The organism is Pseudactinotalea suaedae (genome assembly GCF_009733815.1).
GTDB classification, from domain to species: domain Bacteria; phylum Actinomycetota; class Actinomycetes; order Actinomycetales; family Beutenbergiaceae; genus Pseudactinotalea; species Pseudactinotalea suaedae.
Map to the genome: position 1 here is coordinate 55,266 of NZ_WNXY01000009.1, position 22,203 is coordinate 77,468.

Here is a 22,203-nt window from a genome sequence, read left to right on the forward strand (position 1 = left end):
GTGACCAGTTGCAGAGGGCAACCAGTTTCGAGGAGGATCGCGTGCTCTTCTACTCCGCGACCGGATCGCTGGACGGCTACGTCGCCGAGGCGGACCGCAGCTTCGACTTCGCCCATCCCGACGAGGAGCTGCACCTGTTCGTCAACGAGGTGTTCCGCCGCGCCGGCACGATCATCTCCGGCCGCCGCAGCTATGAGCTGATGGACGTCTGGGACACCATGGATCTCGAGAGCGGCGAGGTCCCCGAGGCCCAGGCCGCGTTCGCCCGGCAGTGGCGGGACGCCGACAAGATCGTCTACTCCCGCACCCTCGAGCGCGTCGTGCACCCGCGCACGCGCCTCGAGCGCGAGTTCGACCCCGATGCCGTCGCCGCCCTCAAGGCCAGCAGCGACAGCGACATCGTGATCGGCGGGGCCGAGCTCGGCGGCGTCGCCTTCCGCGCCGGCCTCGTCGACGAGGTGTGGACCTTCCTCGTCCCCACCGTGATCGGCGGCGGCGCCCCGATGTTCGCCGCCGGCACCCGGCTCGACCTCGAGCTGATCGACCAGCACCGCTTCGGCAGCGGCGCGGTCGGCATGCACTACCGCGTTCGCCACTGACCACCGAGGAGCTCAGCATGACCGTCGTCGCCACCATGTCCATCTCGCTCGACAACGTCGGGACGGGTCACCACCAGACCGAGGAGCGACCGTTCGGGGACGTCCCTGAAGGTGCGTTGCACCGCTGGATGTTCGACGCCCCCGAGGAGAACAAGCCCGAGATCGACGCCATCCTCGGCGCCGGCGCCTACGTCATGGGCCGCAACATGTTCGGCCCGGTCCGCGGCGAGTGGGACCGCGACTGGCGGGGCTGGTGGGGACCGAACCCGCCGTACCACTCGCCGGTGTTCGTGCTCACCCACTACCCGCACGAGCCGATCGCGATGGAGGGCGGCACCACCTTCCACTTCGTCACCGACGGCATCCACGCCGCGCTCGAGCGGGCCCGCGACGCCGCCGGCGACCGCGACATCCACATCGCCGGTGGCCCGACCACCACCAACGCCTACCTCGCCGCTGGCCTCGTCGACGAGCTCGCGCTGCAGATCTCCCCCGTCGTGCTCGGTGAGGGGATCCGCCTGCTCGACGGCGTCGGTCGCCTCGACCTCGAGGCGATCGCCGTGCGCGGGACGTCACTGACGACGCACGCGCGGTACCGGGTGCGCTATCCGGACCTCTCCGAGCGGCAGGCGGGCCGGTGACCACGATCCAGACGAGCTCCGGAGCCACGCTGGCCTACGTCGACGTGGGGTCCGGTCCGCCGGTGCTCGCGCTCCACGGTGCCTACTCGGCGCACCAGGAGATCCGCGCGTTCCTCGATCCCGTGCTGGCGCACTGCCGCCGGGTGTACCCCGACCTGCCGGGCATGGGCTCCTCGACCGCGACCGGGATCTCCTCGGCCAAGGACGCCGTCGACGCTCTCGACGAGCTCGTGGCGGCCGCCTTCGGCGACGAGCCGTTCACGCTGGTCGGCCACTCCTTCGGAGCGCACCTGGCCAGGGGCCTGGCCGCCCGACGACCCGGCCAGGTCCGTGGCCTCGCGCTGCTGTGCCCGATGGTCTCCTCCGACCAGCACATGGAACCGGCCATGGTGGTCGCCGACGACGGCGCCGCCGCCTCGCTGCCGCCCGAGCTCGCCGAGGCCTACACCGGTTACTTCGTCGTCCAGACGGCGGCTACGCTCGCGCGGTTCCACGAGGCCGTGGCACCGGTGCTCGGGCACTGGGACGACCAGGCGGTGGAGCGCCTGATGACCGACGACACCCTCGATCTCGCGGCCGAGTACGCGCACCCGGTGCTGGTGATGACCGGGCGGCAGGACGCCTGGGTCGGGTACCGGCAGCACGTCGGCCTGCTCGCCGCCTACCCCCGGGCCACCTCGGTGGTCGTCGCCGACGCCGGGCACGCCCTCCCGCACGAGCGCCCCGAGGCGGTCGGTGCCGCGCTCGCGCTGTGGCACACCGCAGCGACGCAGCCGGAGACCTGAGATCGAGGGCACCCAGGTCCGCGTGGGCGGGTACGACCTCTGGTACGCCGATCTGGGCGACGCCGCGGCTCCCCCACTGGTGCTGCTGCATCCCGGCGGCGTCGATGCACGGGCGTTCGCGCCCAACCTGGAGGCGCTGGGCGCGCACCTCCGGCTGCTGCTGCCCGAGCGCCGCGGGCACGGCCACGTCGCCGACGACGCTCGGCCGCTGTCCTTCGAGACCGACGCCGCCGACACGATCGCCTTCCTCGAGGAGGTCGTGGGCGGCCCGGTGCGGCTGCTCGGGTACAGCGACGGCGGGATCGTCGGGCTGCGGGTCGCCGCCCAGCGGCCCGACCTCGTCGAGCGGTTCGCGATGGTCGCCGCACCCTTCCACCGCGACGGCTGGGCCGACGGCGTGCTCGACGAGCTCGACGAGGGGCCGCCCGCCGCCATGGCGCGGAGCCACGGCGAGGTCTCTCCCGACGGCGCGGAGCACTACCCGATCCTGGCGCGCAAGCTCGCGGAGCTGCACCGACGTGAGCCGGCGATGACCACCACCGAGCTCGCCGCCGTCGACGTCCGGACCCTCCTGATGGTCGCCGACGACGACGAGGTGACCCTCGAGCACGCGAGCGCCGCCTACCGCGCGATGCCACGTGCGGAGCTGGCCGTGGTGCCCGGCACCTCGCACGGCCTGCTCTGGGAGAAGCCGGAGCTGTGTCACGCGATCCTGCTCGACTTCCTGCTGGGCGAACCGCCCCCGTTGCTCGCACCGCGCCGTCGACGGCCCTCGTAGGCTGCTGCGATGGCCACGCCGGCACCCGTCCCCCCGACCATGCGTGCCGCGTTCCTCGACGCCCCGCAGCAGATCGTCGTCCGCGACACCCCGACCCCGCAGCCGGGCCCGCACGAGGTGCTCGTGCGACCGACGTCCGTCGGGCTCTGCGGCTCGGACGTGCACTTCTGGCAGCACGGCCGCGTCGGTGACCTGGTCGTCGAGGAGCCGCTGATCCTCGGGCACGAGGTCGCGGGCGTGATCGCCGCGGTCGGCCCGGGCGTCGACCCCGCGCGGATCGGTGAGCGGGTCGCCGTCGACCCACAACGACCCTGCCGCCGCTGCGGCTACTGCCTCGGCGGTCGCTACAACCTGTGCCGCGACGTGGAGTTCCCCTCCGCTCCCCCGGTTCACGGGGCGTTCGCCGGCTACATCGCCGTACCCGCCGACTTCGCGTTCGTGCTCCCCGAGGGGATGTCCGACGACGAGGCCGCGCTCCTCGAGCCGCTCAGCGTCGGCATCGCGGCCGTACGCAAGGCGGGCGTCGTGCCCGGCTCGCGCGTGCTCGTCACCGGGGCCGGTCCGATCGGGGTGCTGACGGCGGCCGCCGCGGCCGCGTTCGGCGCCACCGAGGTGGTCGTGTCCGACCTGCTCGCGAGCCGCCGCGAGGTCGCGCTCGCCCACGGCGCCACGGCCGTGCTCGATCCGACCACGCAGCCGGTGCCCGAAGAGCACTTCCACGCCCTCATCGACGCCTCCGGCGCACCGCGAGCCATCGACGCCGGCATCCGAGCGCTGCGTGCGGGTGGCATCGCCGTCATGGTCGGCATGGGCTCGGACCGCATCGACCTCGACCTGTTCCGGGTGCAGAGTCGCGAGCTGCGCGTCGAGGGCCTGTTCCGGTACGTCGACACCTGGCCGACGGCGATCGCCCTGGTGAGCTCGGGGCGGGTGGAGGTGGCCTCCCTGGTGAGCGCCGCCGTCGGGCTCGAGGATCTCGAGGCCGCCATGAAGCGCAACGGCGATGCCGACGTCATGAAGATCGTCGTCAGGATCTAGCTCCGGAGGACTCGCGCCGCAGCGCTCAGTCGGTGCGGACGAGGGCTCTGAGGCCGCCGGCGAGGTCGGCGGCCGAGGGCGTCGCCTCCGGCTCGACGAGCCACTGCAGCGCCGTGCCCGTGATGATCGCCAGGACCAGCGAACCGAGCCGCCGCGCGTCCTCGTCCACCTCGGCGGCTTCCACCCCGAGCAACATCGCCGCGATGCTCTCGCGGCTCCTCTCGTAGGTGTCCGCGAGCTGCTGCCTGACCGCGGGGACGAACTCGGCCTCGGCGAACGCCTGCGCACTCGCCACGAGCGTCGCCCGCTGCGTGGCCGAGCCCTCGAGGAAGCCCGCGAGGAACCGCTCGAACCGATCGAGCGGGTCGCAGCCGGCGTCGACGCAGACCTGCTCGATCGCGTTGCCCCACCCCTCGAACGACTCGAGGATGGCGGCGTTCATCAGCGCCTCCTTCGAGCCGAAGTGATAGCCGATGGCTGCGAGGTTCGCACCCGAGGCCGCGGTGATGTCGCGAGCAGTCGTGCGCGAGTAGCCCTTCTCGGCGATGCAGAGCTTCGCCCCGGCGAGGAGGTCGTGACGCTGGCCCATGGTCCGATGATACGCCGCGTTCATACGCGCGTGTTGTACGGGTGTATTAGACGTGTGTATTCTGCCGGAATGAACATGATCTCCGCTCCCCCGCGCGCATCCACCCGGGACTGGCTCGGCATGGCCGTCTTGGTCCTCCCGGCGCTGCTCGCCTCGATGGACCTGTCCGTGCTGTTCATGGCCTCGCCCTGGATCAGCGCCGACCTGGCGCCCACCGCCAGCCAGCACCTGTGGATCATGGACATCTACGGCTTCGTGATGGCCGGCCTGCTGATCACCATGGGCAGCGTCGGCGACCGTATCGGGCGGCGCAAGCTGCTGCTCATCGGCGCCGTCGCCTTCAGCGCAGCCTCGCTGCTGGCAGCGTTTGCGTCCAGCCCCGAGACACTCATCGCCGCCCGCGCCCTCCTCGGTCTGGGCGGTGCGACGCTCGCGCCGTCCACCCTCTCGCTCATCCGCGGGATGTTTCTGGACGAGAACCAGCGCCGTACCGCGGTTGGCATCTGGACCGGTGCCTTCACCGGCGGGATCGCCGTCGGACCCATCGTCGGCGGGCTGCTGCTGGAGCACTTCTGGTGGGGCTCGGTCTTCCTCATCAACCTCCCGGTGATGCTCCTGCTGCTGATGGTCGCACCTATCGTCATCCGCGAGTCGCGCGACCCGCGGCCCGGCCGGTTCGACCTCATCGGGGCCGGGCTGTCGTTGGCGGCGATCCTGTCCGCGATCTACGGGATCAAGGGCGTGGCCGAGGACGGCGCGGGCGGCACCTCGATCGCCGCGATCGCGGTCGGCATCCTGCTAGCGGGACTCTTCGTGGTCCGGCAGCGCACGGCAGCGAACCCCATGATCGACGTGCGCCTGTTCGCCCGTCCGTCGTTCAGCGGGTCGATCATCGCCAACGCGATCGTCGTGTTCGCCACGGCGGGCATGGGCCTTCTCTCCGTGACGTTCATGCAGACCGTGCTCGGCTTCGCCCCTGTCGCGGCCGCGCTCTGGATGCTGCCCACGGTCGCGGGCAGCTTCGTCGGCGTCGCCATCGCCTCCCTGCTCGCACGCACCATCCCTCCCGCACGGCTGGTCACGCTGGGTCTGCTGGTCGCCGCCACCGGTTTCGCCCTCGTCAGCCTCGTCACCCCCGACTCACCTGTCGGCCTCCTGATCGCCGCCTACAGCGTGCTCACCCTCGGCGTCGGCATGACCGCCACGATGGTCACCTCGCTCGTGCTCACCACAGCCCCGCCCGAGAAGGCCGGTGCCGCGTCGGCCCTCGCCGAGACGAGCAGCGAGTTCGGTGGCGCGCTCGGCATCGCTGTCCTCGGGACCCTCGCCGGAGCGACCTACCGGAACACGATGGCAGCCGACCCCGTGCCGGGCACCGAGGCTGCAGCCGACACGATCGGGGCAGCGGTCGCGATCGCGCAGGAGCTCCCGCCCGAGGTCGCCGAGCGGCTGCTCCGCGATGCCTTCGACGCGTACACGCACGGCTTCGTGGTCTCGGCGATCGCCGGTGCCGTCGTTCTCACAGCGGCCGCCGTCGGCGCCGGCATCACCCTGCGCAACGTGACCGCGCAGCAGGTGACCGAGGCCGGGGGGCACTGACATGGTGGGCGACACCCCTCGCCGCGACGTCCAGGCCTACGTCGGCGCCACGGTGATCGACGCCACCGGCGCCCCACCCCGACCCGACCAGACCCTGGTCGTGCGCGACCGGACGATCGTGGCCGTGGGTCCCGCGAGCCAGGTCCCGATTCCTTGCGGCGCCCTCGTCCACGACGTCCGCGGGAAGTACGTCATCCCCGGTCTCACCGACATGCACGTGCACAGCGAGTCCGAGACCGACGACCCGCGGCACTTCGCCAGCCTCTACGTCGCCAACGGCATCACCGCCGTCCGTGAGATGTGGGGCCGACCCCGGCTGCACCGGATCCGCCGCATGATCGAGTCCGGTCAGCTGCTCGGGCCACGGATGACGATCGCCAGCCCGCTTCTCGACGGCGAACCCGCCTTGTGGTCCGACGTGCCGGACTCCCCGATCGTGACCATCAGCTCACCCCAGCAGGCCCGCCGTGCCGTGCCCGAGGCCATCGACGGCGGCGCGGACTTCATCAAGGTGTACTCCCGGCTCGGCCCCGAGGCGTACCGCGCCGTCCTCGCCGAGTCCCACCTCCGGGGCATCACCGTGGCCGGCCACCGGTCGGACCACGTGCCGTTCCTGGAGCAGATCGAGTCGGGACAGCGCTCCTTCGAGCACCTGTTCGGCGGGATCTGGCCGGCCGCGTCGTCGGACGTGGACAGGCTCGAGGCGGCCATGGCGCGGATAGAGACCACTCCGGAGTTCCACCTCGGCAGCTGGCTCAAGCAGGTCAGCCGGGTCGAGTGGGACGCTCTCGCGAGCTACAGCTCCACCAGGGCTGCGTCGATCTTCGAACGGATGGTGGCGGCCGACGTGGCGTACACGCCGACGCTCGCGGTGCATGCAGTCATCGACCACCCGGAGTCCGTCGACGCGGACGATCCGCGCATGGGCTACATGGTCCCCGGCACCCCCGAGTCCTGGGACTTCCTCCAGACCCAGATCTACTGCGGAGGTGGCCGATCGGAGGAAGAGGTGGGCCGGCATCGCGCCCTGCACGGCTGGCGTCTCGCGACCGTGGCGGCGATGGACGAGGCCGGAGTGCGGCTGCTCGCCGGCACGGACTGCGTCGGTCCCGGTCTGTTCCCCGGGTTCAGCCTGCATGTCGAGCTCGAGCTGCTGGTCGCGGCAGGCCTCACCCCGATGCGCGCTCTGCAGTGCGCCACCCTGGAACCGGCCAGGTTCCTGGGCCGCGAGCAGCTGGCCGGCACGGTCGAGCAGGGCCGCCTGGCCGATCTGGTGATCCTGGATGCCGACCCGCTGGACGACATCCGGAACACCCGGTCGATCGACGCCGTGGTGGTCGACGGCCGTCACGTCGCTCAGCCCGAGCGGCAGGAGCTGCTGGCGGCCGCGCGCCGCATCGCCGGGGGCGTGCAGTGAGGCGTGAGAGGCGATGTTCCTCGCCAACGACGGCGGGGTGTGCCACGCTCCCGCCATGACAGAGACGACGTCCGCACCCGAGGGCAGCACCGCGCTCGAGCAGGACACCCGTATCGAGACCACCGGCATCGAGATCGTCACGCCGGACAAACGGACCGCGAAGCCGCGCGACCTGTTCTGGCCCTGGTTCGCCGCGAACATCTCGGTGTTCGGTGTCAGCTACGCCTCGTTCGTCTACGGGTTCGGCGTCAGCTTCGGCCAGGCGGCGATCGTCACCGTCATCGGGATCACGCTGAGCTTCCTGGCGTGCGGCGTCATCGCGCTCGCCGGCAAGCGGGGCTCGGCGCCCACGATGATCCTCTCGCGCGCCTCGTTCGGCGTGGCGGGCCAGAAGGTCCCCGGCGTGTTCTCCTACCTGATCTCGATGGGGTGGGAGACCTTCCTCGCGATCATGGCGGTGCTCGCCACAGCAACGATCTTCACGCGCCTGGAGTGGGGCGGCGGCACCACCACCAAGGTCCTGGCCATGCTCGTGGTCGCCGCGTTGATCGTGGGCGCCTCGGTCGCCGGGTACCACCTGATCATGAAGCTGCAGTCGGTGCTCACCTGGGTCACCGGCGCGGTCACCCTCGCCTACATCGTGCTGACGGTCAGCGAGATCGACCTCGGTGCCGCCGCTGCCATCCCGGCCGGCTCGGGTCAGGCCATGGTGGGCGCGCTGGTCATGGTGCTCACCGGCTTCGGGCTCGGCTGGGTCAACATCGCCGCCGACTGGTCGCGCTACCAGCGCCGCGACGCCAACGGCGGTGCGATCGTCTTCTGGAACACCTTCGGCGGCGCGATCGCCCCGATCATGCTGGTGCTCTACGGGCTCGCGCTGATCGGCACCCGGCCCGACCTCATGGACGGCATCTCCGCCGACCCGATCGGAACCCTGGCCACGCTGCTTCCCACCTGGTTCCTGGTGCCGTTCCTGGTCGCGGCCGTGCTCGCCCTGGTCTCCGGTGCCGTGCTCGGCATCTACTCCTCGGGCCTGACGCTGCTGAGCCTCGGCCTGCGGGTCAAGCGCCCGGTCGCCGCAGCGATCGACGGCGCCATCCTCACCGTCGGTGCCATCTGGGTGGTGTTCTTCGCGCAGGACTTCCTCGGCCCGTTCCAGTCGTTCCTCATCACGCTCGGCGTCCCGATCGCCGCGTGGGCGGGCATCGCGATGGCCGACACCCTGCTGCGCCGCCGCGACTACGACGACCAGGCGCTCTTCGACCCCCGCGGCCGCTACGGCAGCTGGAACTGGACCTCGATCGCGCTGATGGCGGTCGCGTCGGTGATCGGGTGGGGCCTGGTGATCAACAACTTCGCCGACGCCGCGCCGTGGAACAACTGGCAGGGCTACCTCCTCGGCCCGCTGGGCCTGGGCGGTCGCGACGGCGACTGGGCCTGGGCGAACCTCGGTGTGCTGTTCGCGCTGCTCATCGGGCTCCTCGGCTACCTCCTGCTGCAGCGTGGCGCGGTCCGCCGCCAGGAGACCGGCTCGTGAGCGAGGCCCCCTGGCTGGTGGTGATCGACCACCAGCGCGTCTTCGCCGACCCTGGCTCCGACTGGGGCTCGCCGATGTTCGCCGACACCGTTCCGGTAGTCGCTGAGCTCGCGCGTGAGCACGGTGACCGGGTGGTCCTGACGCGCTGGGTGCCGGCCACCGGCGCCGCCCGCATCGGGTCCTGGACCGACTACTTCGAGGCCTGGCCGTTCGCCGACAAGCCGGCCGACGACGCCTTGTTCGACCTCGTCGACGAGGCGCGCGCGCTCGCCGCCCCGCACGTGCTCACCCGGCCGACCTTCGGCAAGTGGGGTCCCGAGCTCGAGGCGATCACCGGACCGGCCCCCACGATCACCCTCGTCGGTGTCTCGACCGACTGCTGCGTCATCTCGACCGCTCTCGCGGCCGCGGACGGCGGCGCCCGGGTCCGGGTCGTCGCGGCCGGGTGCGCGGGGTCGAGCCTCGAGGCCCACGAGAGCGCCCTGTCCGTGATGCGGCTCTACGCGCCGCAGATCGAGGTGGTCTGACGCGGCGACGCGTCGCTCTCCACGCATCCGCCGGCGAGCGCCCGTCTGCCACCTGTCCGCGAGCACCCGCCTGCGAGCGCGCACCTGCGCCCGCGCGTGCGCTCGCACCTCCATGTCGGTGAGGTCGTACCGTTGGCTCGAGATCGCACCGCCAACGGTGCGATCTCGAGCCGGAGGTACGACCTCGTGCCGTGCCGTGCCGTGCCGTGCTGTGCTGTGCCGTGTGAGGGAGGAGCCGCCGTGCCCGTGGTGGAGTCGTCCGTGGTGGTGCCCGTCGACCCCGCGACCGCGTTCGCGGTCTCGCAGACCACCGGGCCCACGCGGCTGAGCTGGGACCCCTTCATCCGGCGTCAGCACTTCCTCGACGGGGCGACCGCGCCCGCGAAGGGCGTGCGCACCTTCACCCAGCACACCTCGGGGATGACCATGGTGAGCGAGTACGTCTCGTACGCTCCGCCGTCGAACGTCGGCATGCGGATGGTGACCGGACCGTGGTTCTTCACCAACCTCGCAGGCGGCTGGCGCTTCAAGGCCACCGACGGCGGCACGCAGGCCACCTGGAAGTACAGCTTCGGGTGCCGGCCCGCGTGGCTCGCACCGCTGGCCGAACGGATCGGGACCTGGCTGCTGCAGCGCGACATCGACCGCAGAATCGCCGGGTTCGCGCGCGGCTGCGCCGACCCCCGCGTGCTGGCCGCCGTGCGACCGACCGCATGAGGCAGCGCAGCACCGGCGCCGGCATGGCGCTCGCACTCGTCTCCGCGCTCGCCTTCGGCACCTCGGGAGCGATCGCGAAAGGCCTGCTCGACGCCGGCTGGTCACCCGCAGCAGCCGTCACGGCCCGCGCCGCGATCGCCGCCGTGCTGCTGGCGGTGCCGGCGAGCATCGCGATGCGGGGTCGCTGGCGGCTGCTGCTGACGGGCTGGCGCACGGTGCTGCTGTTCGGCGTGATGGCCGTCGGCGTCACCCAGCTGGCGTACTTCCAGGCCGTGCAGCACGTCTCGGTGGGCGTGGCACTGCTGCTGGAGTACCTGGGCGTGCTGCTGGTGGTGCTCTGGCTGTGGTTGCGGCACGGGCAGCGACCGCGGCCGCTCAGCATCGCCGGCGGGGTGGTCGCGCTCGTGGGCCTGGTGGGGGTGCTGGACGTCGCCAGCGGTGCGAGCGTCAACCCGCTCGGGGTGGTCTGGGGGCTGATCGCGGCGGTCGGGCTGGCGACCTACTTCGTGACCTCGGCCGACGCCCGCACCCCGATCCCTCCCGTGGCGCTCGCCGCGGCCGGGCTCCTGACCGGGGCCGTGACGCTCGGGCTGGTGGGCGCGATCGGCATCCTGCCGATGCGGTTCACCGCGGCGGACGTCACGCTCGCCGGGCAGTCGCTGCCGTGGTGGGTGCTGGTCGGCGCACTGGGGCTGATCTCGACGGCGATCGCGTACAGCTCCGGCGTCGGCGCCGCGCGTGTGCTCGGCTCCAAGGTCGCCTCGTTCGTGGGCCTCACCGAGGTGCTGTTCGCCGTGCTCATCGCCTGGGCGCTCCTCGGCCAGCTGCCCCGCCCGATCCAGCTGGTCGGCGGCGTGCTCATCCTCGCCGGCGTGATCGCCGTCAAGGCCGACGAACGGTCCGGCGTCAGCGACGTCGGCGTCGAGCCCGAGCCCGCCATCCCCGACTCCTGAACCGCTTTCAACGCACTTCCGCCCCCGCAGAGGTTTCAACGCACTTCTGCGCCTCCAGGGGTTTCAACGCACTTCTGGCACGCGCTTGACTGCGAGCCCCTCATGTGTAAGCATCCTCTTACGTAAGATCTTGCTTACCTAGGAGGAACGGATGCCGGTCACGACCGATGGTTTGAGCCGGATCTTCGCGGCGCTCGCGGACCCGACGCGGCGGGACATCCTCAGCCGTCTGGAGACCGGTCCGCTCTCGGTGACCGAGCTCGCCGCGCCGTACTCGATGAGTCGGCCGGCGGTCTCGCAGCACGTGACGGTGCTCGAGGAGGCCGGCCTCATCACGCGGTCGGCGGCCGCGCAGTACCGCCCCTGCCACCTGCGGCCGGAGGGCATGGACGAGGCGTCGGCATGGATCGCGCAGCACAGCGCCGCCTGGGAGCGACGGTTCGAGAAGTTGGACCAGCACCTGCGCCGGACGGCGCCGGACGAGGAGAGGAACGCATGACCAGCAAGGAGTTCACCATCGTGCGCGAGTTCGACGCCACCCCGGACCGGATCTGGTCCGCGTGGGTCGAACCGGACCAGATGGCCCACTGGCTGCCCGACGGCGTCAGCACCCCGCGCGAGAGCATCTCCGTGGACCTGCGCGTGGGCGGCAGGTACGCGTACACGATGATCAACGACGAGACCGGCGCTACCTACCCCACCGGTGGCGAGTACATCGAGCTGGAGGCGCCCCACCGGCTGGTGATGTCCTGGGGCCACCCCACCGACAGCATCGAGGACGCGATGCAGATCACCGTCGACCTTGAGCCGGTCGGCGGCCGCACCCGCATGACGTTCACGCTGCAGGGGGTCGAGGGCGCGCCCGGCGACGGCTTCATCTACGACGGCTGGGACGAGGCCCTCGCGAGCCTCAGCCGATGGGTGGCGGCATGACCGGGGACGAGGTGCGCCGGCTACTCAACGAGGACCCGCTCGCGCAGCAGCTGCTCGCCGCCCCGATCCCCGCGCGGCTGGCATACGTCGCCACCGACGGCACGCCCCGCGCGATACCGATCGGCTACCACTTCGACGGCACCGCTTTCGTGATGGCCACCTCCGAGGGCGCACCCAAGATCGCCGCACTCCAGCAGAACCCGGCGGTGGCGCTGACCATCGACACCGACACCCACCCGCCGCTGATCCTGCTGGTGCGCGGCACGGTCGAGGTCGAGATGGTCGACGGCGTGGTCCCCGAGTACCTGGAAGGTGCTCGCCGCACGTTGGGCGACGACGCGCTCCCGGCCTTTCGAGAGGAGGTCACCGCCCTCTACGACCGGATGGCCAAGATCACCCTCACGCCGACGTGGGCGCGTGTGTACGACTTCGAGACCCGGATCCCGGACAACCTCGTGCGGCTCATGCGCGAGAAGGGCCTCATGAGCTGAGCGTCTACGCCAGCGCCTCGCGCACGAGCGGCGCGACCTCGGTCCCGTACAGCTCGATGCACGAGGTGGTCAGGTGGTGCGGGAGGGTCCCCGCGCTGTACTTGAGGTCGAACCGGGACAGCCCCAACGCCGTCGCCGTGCGCACGATCTTGGCGGCGACGGTGCGGGGCGACCCGACGAACAAGGCACCCTCGGGACCGGCCTCGGCCTCGAACCGCGAGCGCGTGAGCGGCGGCCAGCCGCGCTCCCGGCCGATGCGACCCAGCATCGTCGCGTAGTGCGGGAAGTACTCCTCGCGCGCCTGCTCGTCGGTGGCCGCCACGTAGCCGGGCGCGTGCACGCCCACGGGCAGCATCGGGCGGCCGTGCTGGGCGAGGGCGTCGCCGAACAGCTCGACGAACGGCGCGAACCGCACCGGGTCACCCCCGATGATCGCGAGCATCAGCGGCAACCCGTAGCTGGCCGCACGGATGACTGACTCGGGGCTGCCGCCCACGCCGATCCAGGTGCGCAGGGAGCCGCTCGCCGTCGGCGGGTAGACGGTCACGCCCTCCAGCGGCGGCCGGGTCGGCCCGGACCAGCTGATCGGGCCGCCCTGCAGCAGCGCGGCGAACAGGTCCAGCTTGGAGCTGAACAGCACCTCGTAGTCGGCGAGGTCGAGCCCGAACAGCGGGAACGACTCGGTGAACGAGCCCCGGCCCAGGGTGACCTCCGCGCGGCCGTTCGAGACCGCGTCCAGGGTGGAGAAGCGCTGGAACACCCGGATCGGGTCGTCGGAGGACAGCACGGTCACCGAGGAGCCGAGCCGGATCCGCTCGGTGCGCGCTGCGACCGCCGTCAGCACCACGTCCGGTGCTGACACGGCGAAGTCGTCCCGGTGGTGCTCGCCCACCCCGAAGAAGTCGAGCCCCACCTCCTCCGCGAGGACGCCCTCCTCGACGACGTCCCTGATCACCTGGTGGTGCGGGACCGGTCGACCGTCCTGGTCGACCGTGACATCTCCGAACGTGTCCACACCGAGCTCGATCACCGGACCAGCGTAGGCACCTCTGCCCTGTCGTGCCGAGGCAGCGGATCCCTACGCTCGCCCCATGACCACACCCGCACCAGCAGACCTTCCCGGATGGCACCCGTACACCTTCGCCGAGGAGCCGGCGCCGACGGCCGAGATGATGCCGACCTGGCCCCGACTGCACGGGCCCTACCCGCTGCTGCACGGCTTCTCACGGTTCGGCCACGTCTTCCTCTCCGACGAGGACCAGCAGCAGTTCTGCGCCGTCTACCCGCTGGAGGGCGGCAGCAAGGCCTACCCGGCCGCCTCGCTCACCGAGTTCCGCCGTACCGTGACCGACGACCCCGGCTTCCAGAGCTGGATCTTCCCGCCCAGCCTGGTGCGCTCGGTCGTCGAGCGGCTCGGTCCGATCGGCCCCGAAGAGGTGTACATGCCCGTCCCCTATCCGATGCTCGGCGGCAGCGGCGCGCCCGAGACCTACAGCAAGGGTGACGTGTGGGTCTTCCTCGAGATCGTCGGAGAGCTCTGGCAACGAGCCTGACCACCAGGCGGTCACTGCAGTACCGCGCCTCAGACACCCGGCACCCCACCCCTCGACAGCGCTCCTAGACTCGGCGCCAGGGACACCGTCGTGCGAAGGAGCGAGGCTGTGGCGACTGCTGGGACCGAGAGCGACGCGATCCGTGACCGGGTCTTCAGGCAGACCGCCGAGCTGACCGCGGAGGGTGGTGAGCCGGAGCTGGCGCCCGTGATCGAGCGGGTGCTCGAGCACGTCGCCACCGAGGACCTGCTGGAGCGGGAGCCGCGCGACCTCGTGGGCGCCGTACGGTCGTTGCGCGAGCTCGCCGCGACCCGCGAGCCCCGGCAGACGCTGGTGCGGGTGTTCTCGCCCTCGCTGCGGGAGAACGACTGGACCTCCCGGCGCACCATCGTGCAGATCTGCACGGACGACTCCCCGTTCCTCGTCGACTCGGTCACGGCCGCGATCGCCCAGGACGAGCTGGCCGTGCACCTGATCGTGCACCCGCTGCTCGTGGTGCGTCGCTCCGAGAGCGGCTCGCTCGAGGATGTCCGCGACGAGCGCCCGCCGGCCACGGTGGGCGTCACCGAGTCCTGGATGCACCTGGAGGTCGACCGGCTCACCACGGCGGAGGCGCAGGACGCCCTGGCCACGCACCTGCGGGACGTGCTCGACGACGTCCGCGCCGCCGTCGAGGATTGGCGCGAGATGAAGAGCGCGTGCGAGGCGGTCGTGGCCGACCTCGAGCGCGGCGTCCCACCCACCGTCGATCAGGCGGAGGTCCAGCCCACCCAGGAGTTCCTCAGCTGGCTCGCCGACGACCACTTCACGTTCGTCGGCTACCGCGAGTACCACCTGGAGGAGGCCGACGTCGACGGCGGCACCGAGCTCGTGCTCCGGCCCGTCGAGGGCTCCGGGCTCGGCATCCTGCGTACCCCGGACGCCCCGTACACCCGGTTGCGCCCGGAGGCGCAGGCGACCGCACGTGAGCCACGACTGCTCACCGTGACCAAGGCGAACTCGCGCAGCACGGTGCACCGCCCGGTCTACCTGGACTACATCGGCATCCGCACGTTCGACGCCGACGGCGCCGTCACCGGCGAGAAGCGCTTCCTCGGGCTGTTCACCTCGACGGCGTACGCCGAGTCGGTCTTCCGGCTCCCGATCGCGGCCGCCAAGGCCGAGGCCGTGCTCGACCGCTCCGGTTTCGCCGCCAGCAGCCACTCCGGCAAGGACCTCGCCCAGATCCTCGAGGCCTACCCGCGGGACGAGCTGTTCGCCGTCGGCGTGGACCGGCTCACCCAGACCGTGCAGGAGGTCGCCTACCTGGCCGAGCGCCGCCGTCCGAAGCTGTTCGTCCGCAAGGACGAGTTCGGCAGGTTCGCCTCGGCGCTGGTGTTCGTGCCCCGCGACCGGTACACCACGGCGGTGCGGCTGCGCATCGAGTCGATGCTGCGGGAGGCGTTCGACGCCGAGCACGTCGACTACACCACGCGGCTCTCCGACTCCCCGCTGGCGCAGCTGCACTTCGTGGTGCGCGCCGGCACCGGGCAGTCGGTGCCGGATGTCGACGTGACGGCGCTGCAGGAACGCGTCCTCGACGCGATCCGCACCTGGGACGAGCAGCTCGCCGACGCCGTCCACGACGCCGGTCACGGCGAGGACGTCGCCAACGACCTGCTGGCACGGTTCCGGTTCCCGGAGGCCTACAAGGAGGACATCGACCCGGCCGACGCGGTCGGTGACCTGATCCGCCTGGGCGAGCTGTCGTCGTCGGGCCGGTCCGTCCATCTCGCCGCCGGCGAGGGGCCGGGCGAGCGGCGCTTCAAGGTGTTCTCCGACGAGCCGCTGTCGCTGACCCGCGTGCTGCCCGTGCTGACCGATCTGGGTGTCGAGGTGGTCGACGAGCGCCCCTACTCGATCGCCTCGCCGGGTTCAGGCCGGTCCGACGACGGCCTGCACATCTACGACTTCGGGCTGCGTGCGCGACCCGAGATCTGGGACGAGGACGGCGCGCCGTTCGAGGAGGCGTTCACCGCCGTGCGGAGCGGCGCCGCCGAGTCGGACGCGCTCAACGCGCTCGTGCTCACCGCCGGGCTGAGCTGGCGCGAGATCGTGGTGCTGCGCGCGATCGGGCGGTACCTGCGTCAGGTCGGGTCGGCGTTCTCGATGGACTACATCGAGGAGGCGCTGATCGCGAACCCGCGCCTCGCGGCCGGCGTGGTGCGGTTGTTCGAGACGCGGTTCGACCCCGACCGGCCCGGGGACGCGACAGCGCGCGAGGAGGAGACCGCCACCCAGGTGCAGGACCTGCTGCACGCGCTCGACGACGTCGCGAGCCTCGACGCGGACCGGATCCTGCGCTCCTTCATCGGGATCGTGCGCGCCACGCTGCGCACCAACTTCTTCCAGCGGGACGAGAGCGCACCGGGGGGCGTCAAGCCGTACGTGTCGATGAAGCTCGACTGCCGCCGGGTCCCCAACCTGCCGCAGCCGCACCCGATGGCCGAGATCTGGGTCTACGCACCCTCGGTCGAGGGTGTGCACCTGCGGTTCGGGAAGGTTGCGCGCGGTGGCCTGCGGTGGAGCGACCGGCGTGAGGACTTCCGCACCGAGGTGCTGGGGCTCGTGAAGGCGCAGATGGTGAAGAACGCCGTGATTGTGCCCACCGGCTCCAAGGGCGGGTTCGTCGCCAAGCAGCTGCCGGACCCGGCCGCGGACCGGGGCGCGTGGGTCGAGGCCGGCAAGGCCGCCTACCGGACCTTCATCCGTGGGCTGCTCGACCTGACCGACAACCGCGTCGGCGCGGACGTGGTGCCGCCGGAGCGGCTGGTGCGGCACGACGCCGACGACCCCTACCTCGTGGTCGCGGCGGACAAGGGCACGGCCTCGTTCTCCGACGTCGCGAACGAGATCTCGCGCGAGTACGGGTTCTGGCTCGACGACGCGTTCGCCTCCGGTGGGTCCGCCGGGTACGACCACAAGGGCATGGGCATCACCGCACGCGGCGCATGGGAGTCGGTGAAGCGGCACTTCCGCGAGCTCGGCGTCAACACGCAGGAGGAGGACTTCACGGTCGTCGGTGTCGGTGACATGAGCGGTGACGTGTTCGGGAACGGGATGCTGCTGAGCGAGCACATCCGGCTGGTAGCGGCCTTCGACCACCGGCACGTGTTCGTGGACCCCGAGCCCGACGCCGCGACCTCGTTCGCGGAGCGGCGGCGCCTGTTCGACCTGCCGAGCTCGAGCTGGGCCGACTACGACAGCACGTTGATCAGCGAGGGCGGTGGCGTCTACCCGCGGTCGGCGAAGTCGGTGCCGATCACGCCGCAGGTGCGCGCAGCTCTGGCGATCGAGCCGGGTGTGGAGGAGCTGACGCCGGCCGAGCTGATCCACCGGGTGCTGCTCGCGGAGGTCGACCTGCTGTGGAACGGCGGCATCGGCACCTACATCAAGGCCGCCACCGAGACCCACGGCGAGGTGGGCGACCGCGCCAACGACGCCATCCGCGTCGACGGCGGCCGGCTCCGGGCGCGGGTCGTGGGTGAGGGCGGCAACCTCGGGGCGACGCAACGCGGCCGCATCGAGGCCGCGCACGCCGGTGTGCACATCAACACCGACGCCATCGACAACTCCGCCGGCGTGGGCACCTCAGACAAGGAGGTCAACCTCAAGATCCTGCTGGCCGAACCGGTGCGGTCCGGCGGACTGACCCTCGAGCACCGCAACGAGCTGCTCGCCTCGATGACGGACGCCGTGGCCGCTCAGGTGCTCCGGGACAACTACGAGCAGAACGTGCTGCTCGGGAACAGCCGCGCCAACAGCGCCGTGATGCTTCCCGTGCACAGCCGCCTGATCAGCTGGCTGGAGGAGCGCGGCGATCTCGACCGCGAGCTGGAGTTCCTGCCCGACGAGAACGAGATCGAGCGGCGGGTCGCCGCCGGTGAGGGCCTGACCCGACCCGAGTTCGCCGTCGTGCTGGCCTACGCCAAGCTCGCGCTCAAGAACGAGCTGGCCACCACCACGCTGGCCGAGGAGCCGTGGTTCGAGCGCACGCTCGCCGAGTACTTCCCGGAGCCCGTGCGGGAGCGGTACGCCGAGGAGCTGGCGTCGCACCCGCTGCGCAGCGAGATCATCGTGAACTCGGTGGTGAACTCGATGGTCAACCGCGGTGGCATCACGTTCGCGTACCGTGCCACCGACGAGACCGGCGGGTCGGTCGAGCAGATCACCCGGGCGTTCGTGACCTCGCGGGAGATCTTCGGGCTGCAGAGCTTCGTGCGCGAGGTCGAGGAGACCGACAACGTCGCACCGACGCTCGTGCAGACCGACCTGTACCTGACGTTCCGGCGGCTGCTCGACCGCGCCTCGCGCTGGTTCGTGCTGAACCGGCCGGACATGGTCGACGTCGCTGCCGAGGTCGAGACGTTCGCCGGGCCGGTGCAGACCTGGACGTACCGGATGGGTGAGCTCCTGCAGGGCGAGGACGCCGCGCGGCACCGGGCGAAGGTCGCCGAGCTGCAGGAGGCGGGCTTCACGGACACGTTCGCCGAGCGCGGCGCCGCGCTGCTGGCATCGCTGTCGCTGCTCGACATCGTGGCGACGGCGGACGAGGAGCCGGCCGCCGTCGACGAGGTCGCTCGCGTCTACTACGCGCTGTCGAGCCAGATCGGCTTCGACTACCTGATGCAGCGGGTCAACGCCTTGCCGCAGGACGACCGGTGGGACTCGATGGCCCGCGCGGCGATGCGCGACGACCTGTCCTCGGTGCTGATCGCGCTGACGCGTTCGGTCCTTGCGGCCACGTCCTCCGAGGCCTCCGCGTCGCAGCGCATCGACGACTGGGCGCAGACCGGCGGCACCGCCACCACCCGCGCCCTCGACGCCCTCGCCGCCGTGCGCGAGGTGGAAGACCCGGGGATCGCGACGTTGTCGGTCGCCGTCCGGACGCTGCGGACGCTCGCCGGATGAGGGTGTGTCGCTTGTGATGCGGATCCGACGCACCAGGTGCATCGGATCCGCATCACCAGGCCCCGAGCGGGTCAGGAGGCCACGGGCGCGGGCTCGGACGTCTCCTCGGCGGCCTTCTCGGCCTTGAGCTCGTTGTTCTTGCGGACGGCGATGGCGAGCAGCGTCGCCCAGATCGCGGCGAGCACCACGTAGATCCACACCTGCTCGACCTCGAAGGCACGGATGATCGTGCGGGTGTTCGTCACGAGGATGACGCCGCCCACGAGCGCACCGAGCATCGGCAACGACAACCGCCGCACCAGGTATGCCGCGAACGGCGCTGCGATGACGCCACCAACGAGCAGGGCGAGCACGATCGAGGGCTGGACGCCCTGCGTCCCCAGCGCGGTGATGAACCCGAGGCTCGCGGCGACGGTCACCGCGAACTCGGCGGCCGAGACCGAGCCGATCACCCGGCGCGGGTCGAGGCGGCCGGTGGAGAGCAGCGACGGCGTGGCGACCGGGCCCCAGCCGCCGCCACCGGTGGCGTCGACGAACCCTGCGAACAGGCCGAGCGGTGCGAGGAAAGCGGTCCGCGGGCGAACGCCCAGCGTCACCGTGGGCTGCCTGCGGAACACGAACCGGCTGATGATGTAGATGCCGAGCGCGAGCAGGATCAGCGCCATCCAGGGCGTGGCCGACTCGGTGGACAGGTTCGTCAGCACGGTCGCGCCGAGGAAGGCACCGATCGCTCCCGGGAGCGCGATCCGCACGACCACGCCCCAGTCGACGTTCCCGAACCGCCAGTGCGAGAACCCGGACACCGCCGTGGTGCCGATCTCCGCCAGGTGCACCGACGCCGAGGCCGCCGCCGGTGCGATACCTGCAGCGAGCAGGAGGGTGCTGGACGTGACGCCGTACGCCATTCCCAACGAGCCGTCGACGAGCTGAGCCGCAAGGCCCACAAGGGCGAAGATGATCACGCGTTCCATGGGTTGCTCCTGGGGCCGAGATTGCTTAGTGGTCGAATTGGACCTCTGAACTCTAGTTCAAGTAGACCTGTTATGTCTACATCTTCCGATCGGGCGCATGCGGCACAATCGGTCGCGTGCGCATCACGGCGAAGGTGGATTACGCGGTGCGGGCCATGGTGGCCCTGACCGCTCGCGGCGCGGAAGCGCCGATAACAGCCGAGTCGATCGCGTCCGATCAAGAGATCCCAGGCGCGTTCCTCATCAAGATTCTCGCCGATCTGCGCACCGCGCGCCTCATCACTAGCCATCGCGGTGCACTCGGCGGCCACCAGCTCGCGCGGAGCCCCGCTGAGATCTCGATCGCCGACGTCATCCGTGCGGTCGAGGGTCCTCTCGCCGACGTGCACGGGACACCCCCGGAGGATCTCTCCTACCAAGGCGCGGCCTCGGCCCTGCGTGAGGTGTGGCTCGCGACGCGGGTCGCGCTGCGCGAGGTGCTCGAAGAGACCACGATCGACGACGTCGCACGCGGTGAGCTACCCGCGCACGTGACGGCTGCACTCAGCCGCCCCGGAGCCGACCGACGGCGGTGAAGCCCGAAGGGGTGAAGGCCGTCGACCAGATGTGAAGAGCATGTGCAGGCTTCAACGTGGGATGCCCACCACGAGACGACACCCAGCCATCACACGGTGCATCTGCCGCACATGAGGCAAGATGGAATATCGCCCACGAAAGGAATCACCATGGCGAAGACCAAGAAGGCTGACAAGAAGGCCGACAGCAAGGGCCTGAAGGCCACCGTCAAGAAGCTCGAGAAGAAGCTGAAGGACACCAAGACCCAGGCCAAGAAGGACGTCAAGAAGGCCAACGCGAAGAAGGACAAGTGGAAGTCCCGCGCGAAGGAGACCGGCGCTGCGAACGTGACGTCGGGCCGCGAGGTTGAGACGTCTGCATCGCCCGTCGGCGCCGGTGGTTCGGCGGCACGCCCGTCGGCCGCCAAGCCCGCAGGGCCCGCATCCTCCGTCGGTGCCGGTGGTTCGGCAGCGCGCCCGCCGGCCACCAAGCCTGCACGGACCCGCAAGTCCCCGGCGCGCAAGGCCGCCGCTGCGAAGCCGGCCACCGCGACCGCGGTCGAGACAGCTCCGACGTCGACGGCGGCTGCTGCCCCGGTGACGCGCCGTGCGGCGTCGAAGCGCGCCGCCCGTCCCGCCAGCGCCCCGCGGGCAGCCCGTGGTGCCGGTACAGCGACTGCCTCGGGGGCTCCGAACGCCTCCTGGACCGTCGCCCAGCTGCGCGACGAGGCGAAGAACCGCAAGGTGCCCGGCTACTACAGCAAGAGCAAGGCGGCCCTGCTCGCCGACCTCAACGTCTGATCAGCCGCACCTGAAGAACGAGGAAGCCCCCGGCATCGTGCCGGGGGCTTCCTCGTTGCTGACTGCGGTGGATCAGGCCCGCGTGAAGGTCTGGCTGAACTCCATCCCCTGCATCTCGATGCTGAGCGTCAGCTCCGCGTCGGTGCAGGTGTAGTTCTGCGTCTGCCCCGCCATCGCACTCGCGGTGTCGGCGATGTCCTGCTCCTCGGTGGTACCGGCGACCGTGACGCTGATGGCGCCCTCTGCCGAGACGACCTCGTCGTAGCTGAGCGTCGTGTCGTCGGCGGTGTAGCTGACGACGACAGTGGCGTCGGTCGTGGTCGCTCCCTCGACCGCGGTGCCCTCGACCTCGGCGGAGTAGGAGCTGGAGTTCTGCGCGTCGGTCGTCATCGTCGAGCCGTCGAAGGTCATGGTCGAGGTGCCCTCGACAGTGACCTCGCCCTCACCGCCGAGCTGGGCCAGGACCTGCTCCTCCATGGCCTCGGGTGTCATCTCCCAGGTGCCGACGAGGCACTCGGGGCCGGCAGCGGCGTCGCCGCCGCCCGCGTCCTCGGTCTCCTCGTCACCCTCGGTGGTGGTCTCCTCGGTCTGCTCGGAGGTGGCGTCGCCGCCGCCCTCCGCGCCGCTGGTCTCCTCGCCGCCGCCGTCGCCGGAGCACGAGGCCAGGGTCAGACCGAGGGCGGTCGCGGCCGCCAGGTACAGGAATCGGTTCGTGGTCTTGGTGGTAGTCACGGCGCCGACGCTACGACACGTCACGCCCCGCCGGCGCA

At 71.1% G+C, this 22,203-nt stretch carries 22 protein-coding genes; 18 read left to right on the forward strand and 4 right to left on the reverse strand.

Annotated features, from left to right (window positions below; all coding sequences use genetic code 11):
• Positions 1-41 precede the first annotated feature (41 nt).
• Genes GPA04_RS15105 through GPA04_RS15125 form a run of 5 tightly spaced genes read left to right on the forward strand, consistent with a single transcriptional unit; the run spans position 42 to position 3,841 of the window.
• Positions 42-599, forward strand: a complete 558-nt coding sequence (locus tag GPA04_RS15105) for a dihydrofolate reductase family protein (RefSeq protein ID WP_156225033.1) — start codon at positions 42-44, stop codon at positions 597-599.
• 17 nt (positions 600-616) lie between these two features.
• The gene (locus tag GPA04_RS15110) at positions 617-1,240 is read left to right on the forward strand and encodes a dihydrofolate reductase family protein (RefSeq protein ID WP_156225034.1); all 624 of its coding nucleotides are present in this window, start codon (positions 617-619) and stop codon (positions 1,238-1,240) included.
• Positions 1,237-2,025 carry an alpha/beta fold hydrolase gene (locus GPA04_RS15115; protein ID WP_156225035.1) on the forward strand — a complete coding sequence of 263 codons (789 nt, stop codon included), beginning with the start codon at positions 1,237-1,239 and terminating at the stop codon, positions 2,023-2,025. The genes GPA04_RS15110 and GPA04_RS15115 overlap by 4 nt, the downstream gene beginning before the upstream one ends.
• A 22-nt stretch (positions 2,026-2,047) precedes the next feature.
• On the forward strand, positions 2,048-2,803 hold the full coding sequence (locus GPA04_RS15120) for an alpha/beta fold hydrolase (RefSeq protein WP_156225036.1): 756 nt from the start codon (positions 2,048-2,050) through the stop codon (positions 2,801-2,803).
• Positions 2,804-2,812: 9 nt separating this feature from the next.
• The gene (locus GPA04_RS15125; RefSeq protein ID WP_156225037.1) at positions 2,813-3,841 is read left to right on the forward strand and encodes an NAD(P)-dependent alcohol dehydrogenase; all 1,029 of its coding nucleotides are present in this window, start codon (positions 2,813-2,815) and stop codon (positions 3,839-3,841) included.
• 25 nt (positions 3,842-3,866) lie between these two features.
• Here GPA04_RS15125 and GPA04_RS15130 read toward each other — a convergent pair whose 3' ends face one another.
• Positions 3,867-4,430, reverse strand: a complete 564-nt coding sequence (locus tag GPA04_RS15130) for a TetR/AcrR family transcriptional regulator (protein WP_162458633.1) — start codon at positions 4,428-4,430, stop codon at positions 3,867-3,869.
• 69 nt (positions 4,431-4,499) lie between these two features.
• Between GPA04_RS15130 and GPA04_RS15135 the strand changes: the two genes are divergently transcribed.
• The 9 genes from GPA04_RS15135 to GPA04_RS15175 all read left to right on the forward strand — a co-directional run bounded on the left by GPA04_RS15135 (position 4,500) and on the right by GPA04_RS15175 (position 12,604).
• Entirely contained in the window at positions 4,500-6,029 is a 1,530-nt protein-coding gene (locus GPA04_RS15135; protein WP_156225039.1) for an MFS transporter, read from the forward strand.
• Between the two features lie 4 nt (positions 6,030-6,033).
• On the forward strand, positions 6,034-7,446 hold the full coding sequence (locus GPA04_RS15140; RefSeq protein WP_206674243.1) for an amidohydrolase family protein: 1,413 nt from the start codon (positions 6,034-6,036) through the stop codon (positions 7,444-7,446).
• 55 nt (positions 7,447-7,501) lie between these two features.
• On the forward strand, positions 7,502-8,983 hold the full coding sequence (locus tag GPA04_RS15145; RefSeq protein ID WP_156225041.1) for a purine-cytosine permease family protein: 1,482 nt from the start codon (positions 7,502-7,504) through the stop codon (positions 8,981-8,983).
• Positions 8,980-9,510 (forward strand): cysteine hydrolase family protein, encoded by a 531-nt coding sequence (locus GPA04_RS15150; protein ID WP_156225042.1) that lies wholly within the window; start codon positions 8,980-8,982, stop codon positions 9,508-9,510. Before GPA04_RS15145 ends, GPA04_RS15150 begins: the two co-directional genes overlap by 4 nt.
• A gap of 240 nt (positions 9,511-9,750) precedes the next feature.
• Complete coding sequence (locus GPA04_RS15155) at positions 9,751-10,227, forward strand: SRPBCC family protein (RefSeq protein ID WP_156225043.1); 477 nt, start codon at positions 9,751-9,753, stop codon at positions 10,225-10,227.
• A complete protein-coding gene (locus GPA04_RS15160; protein ID WP_156225044.1) occupies positions 10,224-11,180 on the forward strand; it encodes an EamA family transporter in 957 nt (318 codons plus the stop codon). The genes GPA04_RS15155 and GPA04_RS15160 overlap by 4 nt, the downstream gene beginning before the upstream one ends.
• A 151-nt stretch (positions 11,181-11,331) precedes the next feature.
• Positions 11,332-11,679: an ArsR/SmtB family transcription factor gene (locus tag GPA04_RS15165; RefSeq protein WP_156225045.1), complete on the forward strand. Its 348-nt coding sequence runs from the start codon at positions 11,332-11,334 to the stop codon at positions 11,677-11,679.
• The gene (locus GPA04_RS15170) at positions 11,676-12,113 is read left to right on the forward strand and encodes an SRPBCC family protein (RefSeq protein WP_156225046.1); all 438 of its coding nucleotides are present in this window, start codon (positions 11,676-11,678) and stop codon (positions 12,111-12,113) included. Before GPA04_RS15165 ends, GPA04_RS15170 begins: the two co-directional genes overlap by 4 nt.
• Complete coding sequence (locus tag GPA04_RS15175; RefSeq protein WP_156225047.1) at positions 12,110-12,604, forward strand: pyridoxamine 5'-phosphate oxidase family protein; 495 nt, start codon at positions 12,110-12,112, stop codon at positions 12,602-12,604. Before GPA04_RS15170 ends, GPA04_RS15175 begins: the two co-directional genes overlap by 4 nt.
• Positions 12,605-12,608: 4 nt before the next feature.
• On the opposite strand, the gene GPA04_RS15180 is transcribed toward GPA04_RS15175, so the two are convergent.
• Positions 12,609-13,631 (reverse strand): LLM class flavin-dependent oxidoreductase, encoded by a 1,023-nt coding sequence (locus tag GPA04_RS15180; RefSeq protein ID WP_156225237.1) that lies wholly within the window; start codon positions 13,629-13,631, stop codon positions 12,609-12,611.
• 64 nt (positions 13,632-13,695) lie between these two features.
• Between GPA04_RS15180 and GPA04_RS15185 the strand changes: the two genes are divergently transcribed.
• Entirely contained in the window at positions 13,696-14,157 is a 462-nt protein-coding gene (locus tag GPA04_RS15185; protein ID WP_156225048.1) for a T6SS immunity protein Tdi1 domain-containing protein, read from the forward strand.
• A 108-nt stretch (positions 14,158-14,265) separates the two neighbouring features.
• A complete protein-coding gene (locus GPA04_RS15190) occupies positions 14,266-19,107 on the forward strand; it encodes an NAD-glutamate dehydrogenase (RefSeq protein ID WP_241680833.1) in 4,842 nt (1,613 codons plus the stop codon).
• Between the two features lie 71 nt (positions 19,108-19,178).
• On the opposite strand, the gene GPA04_RS15195 is transcribed toward GPA04_RS15190, so the two are convergent.
• Positions 19,179-20,078 carry a sulfite exporter TauE/SafE family protein gene (locus GPA04_RS15195; RefSeq protein ID WP_156225049.1) on the reverse strand — a complete coding sequence of 300 codons (900 nt, stop codon included), beginning with the start codon at positions 20,076-20,078 and terminating at the stop codon, positions 19,179-19,181.
• 116 nt (positions 20,079-20,194) lie between these two features.
• Between GPA04_RS15195 and GPA04_RS15200 the strand changes: the two genes are divergently transcribed.
• Positions 20,195-20,653: an RrF2 family transcriptional regulator gene (locus GPA04_RS15200; protein WP_156225050.1), complete on the forward strand. Its 459-nt coding sequence runs from the start codon at positions 20,195-20,197 to the stop codon at positions 20,651-20,653.
• Between the two features lie 150 nt (positions 20,654-20,803).
• Positions 20,804-21,433, forward strand: a complete 630-nt coding sequence (locus GPA04_RS15205; protein ID WP_156225051.1) for a hypothetical protein — start codon at positions 20,804-20,806, stop codon at positions 21,431-21,433.
• Between the two features lie 72 nt (positions 21,434-21,505).
• On the opposite strand, the gene GPA04_RS15210 is transcribed toward GPA04_RS15205, so the two are convergent.
• On the reverse strand, positions 21,506-22,165 hold the full coding sequence (locus GPA04_RS15210) for a hypothetical protein (RefSeq protein ID WP_156225052.1): 660 nt from the start codon (positions 22,163-22,165) through the stop codon (positions 21,506-21,508).
• Between the last annotated feature and the right edge of the window lie 38 nt (positions 22,166-22,203).

Excerpts from the sequence above, each read along its gene's own strand:
- GPA04_RS15145 (WP_156225041.1), top strand. The coding sequence starts at position 7,502 with ATGACAGAGACGACGTCCGCACCCGAGGGCAGCACCGCGCTCGAGCAG.
- GPA04_RS15170 (WP_156225046.1), top strand. The coding sequence starts at position 11,676 with ATGACCAGCAAGGAGTTCACCATCGTGCGCGAGTTCGACGCCACCCCG.
- GPA04_RS15135 (WP_156225039.1), top strand. The coding sequence starts at position 4,500 with ATGAACATGATCTCCGCTCCCCCGCGCGCATCCACCCGGGACTGGCTC.
- GPA04_RS15110 (WP_156225034.1), top strand. The coding sequence starts at position 617 with ATGACCGTCGTCGCCACCATGTCCATCTCGCTCGACAACGTCGGGACG.
- GPA04_RS15205 (WP_156225051.1), top strand. The coding sequence starts at position 20,804 with ATGGCGAAGACCAAGAAGGCTGACAAGAAGGCCGACAGCAAGGGCCTG.
- GPA04_RS15185 (WP_156225048.1), top strand. The coding sequence starts at position 13,696 with ATGACCACACCCGCACCAGCAGACCTTCCCGGATGGCACCCGTACACC.
- GPA04_RS15130 (WP_162458633.1), bottom strand. The coding sequence starts at position 4,430 with ATGGGCCAGCGTCACGACCTCCTCGCCGGGGCGAAGCTCTGCATCGCC.
- GPA04_RS15165 (WP_156225045.1), top strand. The coding sequence starts at position 11,332 with ATGCCGGTCACGACCGATGGTTTGAGCCGGATCTTCGCGGCGCTCGCG.
- GPA04_RS15125 (WP_156225037.1), top strand. The coding sequence starts at position 2,813 with ATGGCCACGCCGGCACCCGTCCCCCCGACCATGCGTGCCGCGTTCCTC.
- GPA04_RS15160 (WP_156225044.1), top strand. The coding sequence starts at position 10,224 with ATGAGGCAGCGCAGCACCGGCGCCGGCATGGCGCTCGCACTCGTCTCC.
- GPA04_RS15195 (WP_156225049.1), bottom strand. The coding sequence starts at position 20,078 with ATGGAACGCGTGATCATCTTCGCCCTTGTGGGCCTTGCGGCTCAGCTC.
- GPA04_RS15175 (WP_156225047.1), top strand. The coding sequence starts at position 12,110 with ATGACCGGGGACGAGGTGCGCCGGCTACTCAACGAGGACCCGCTCGCG.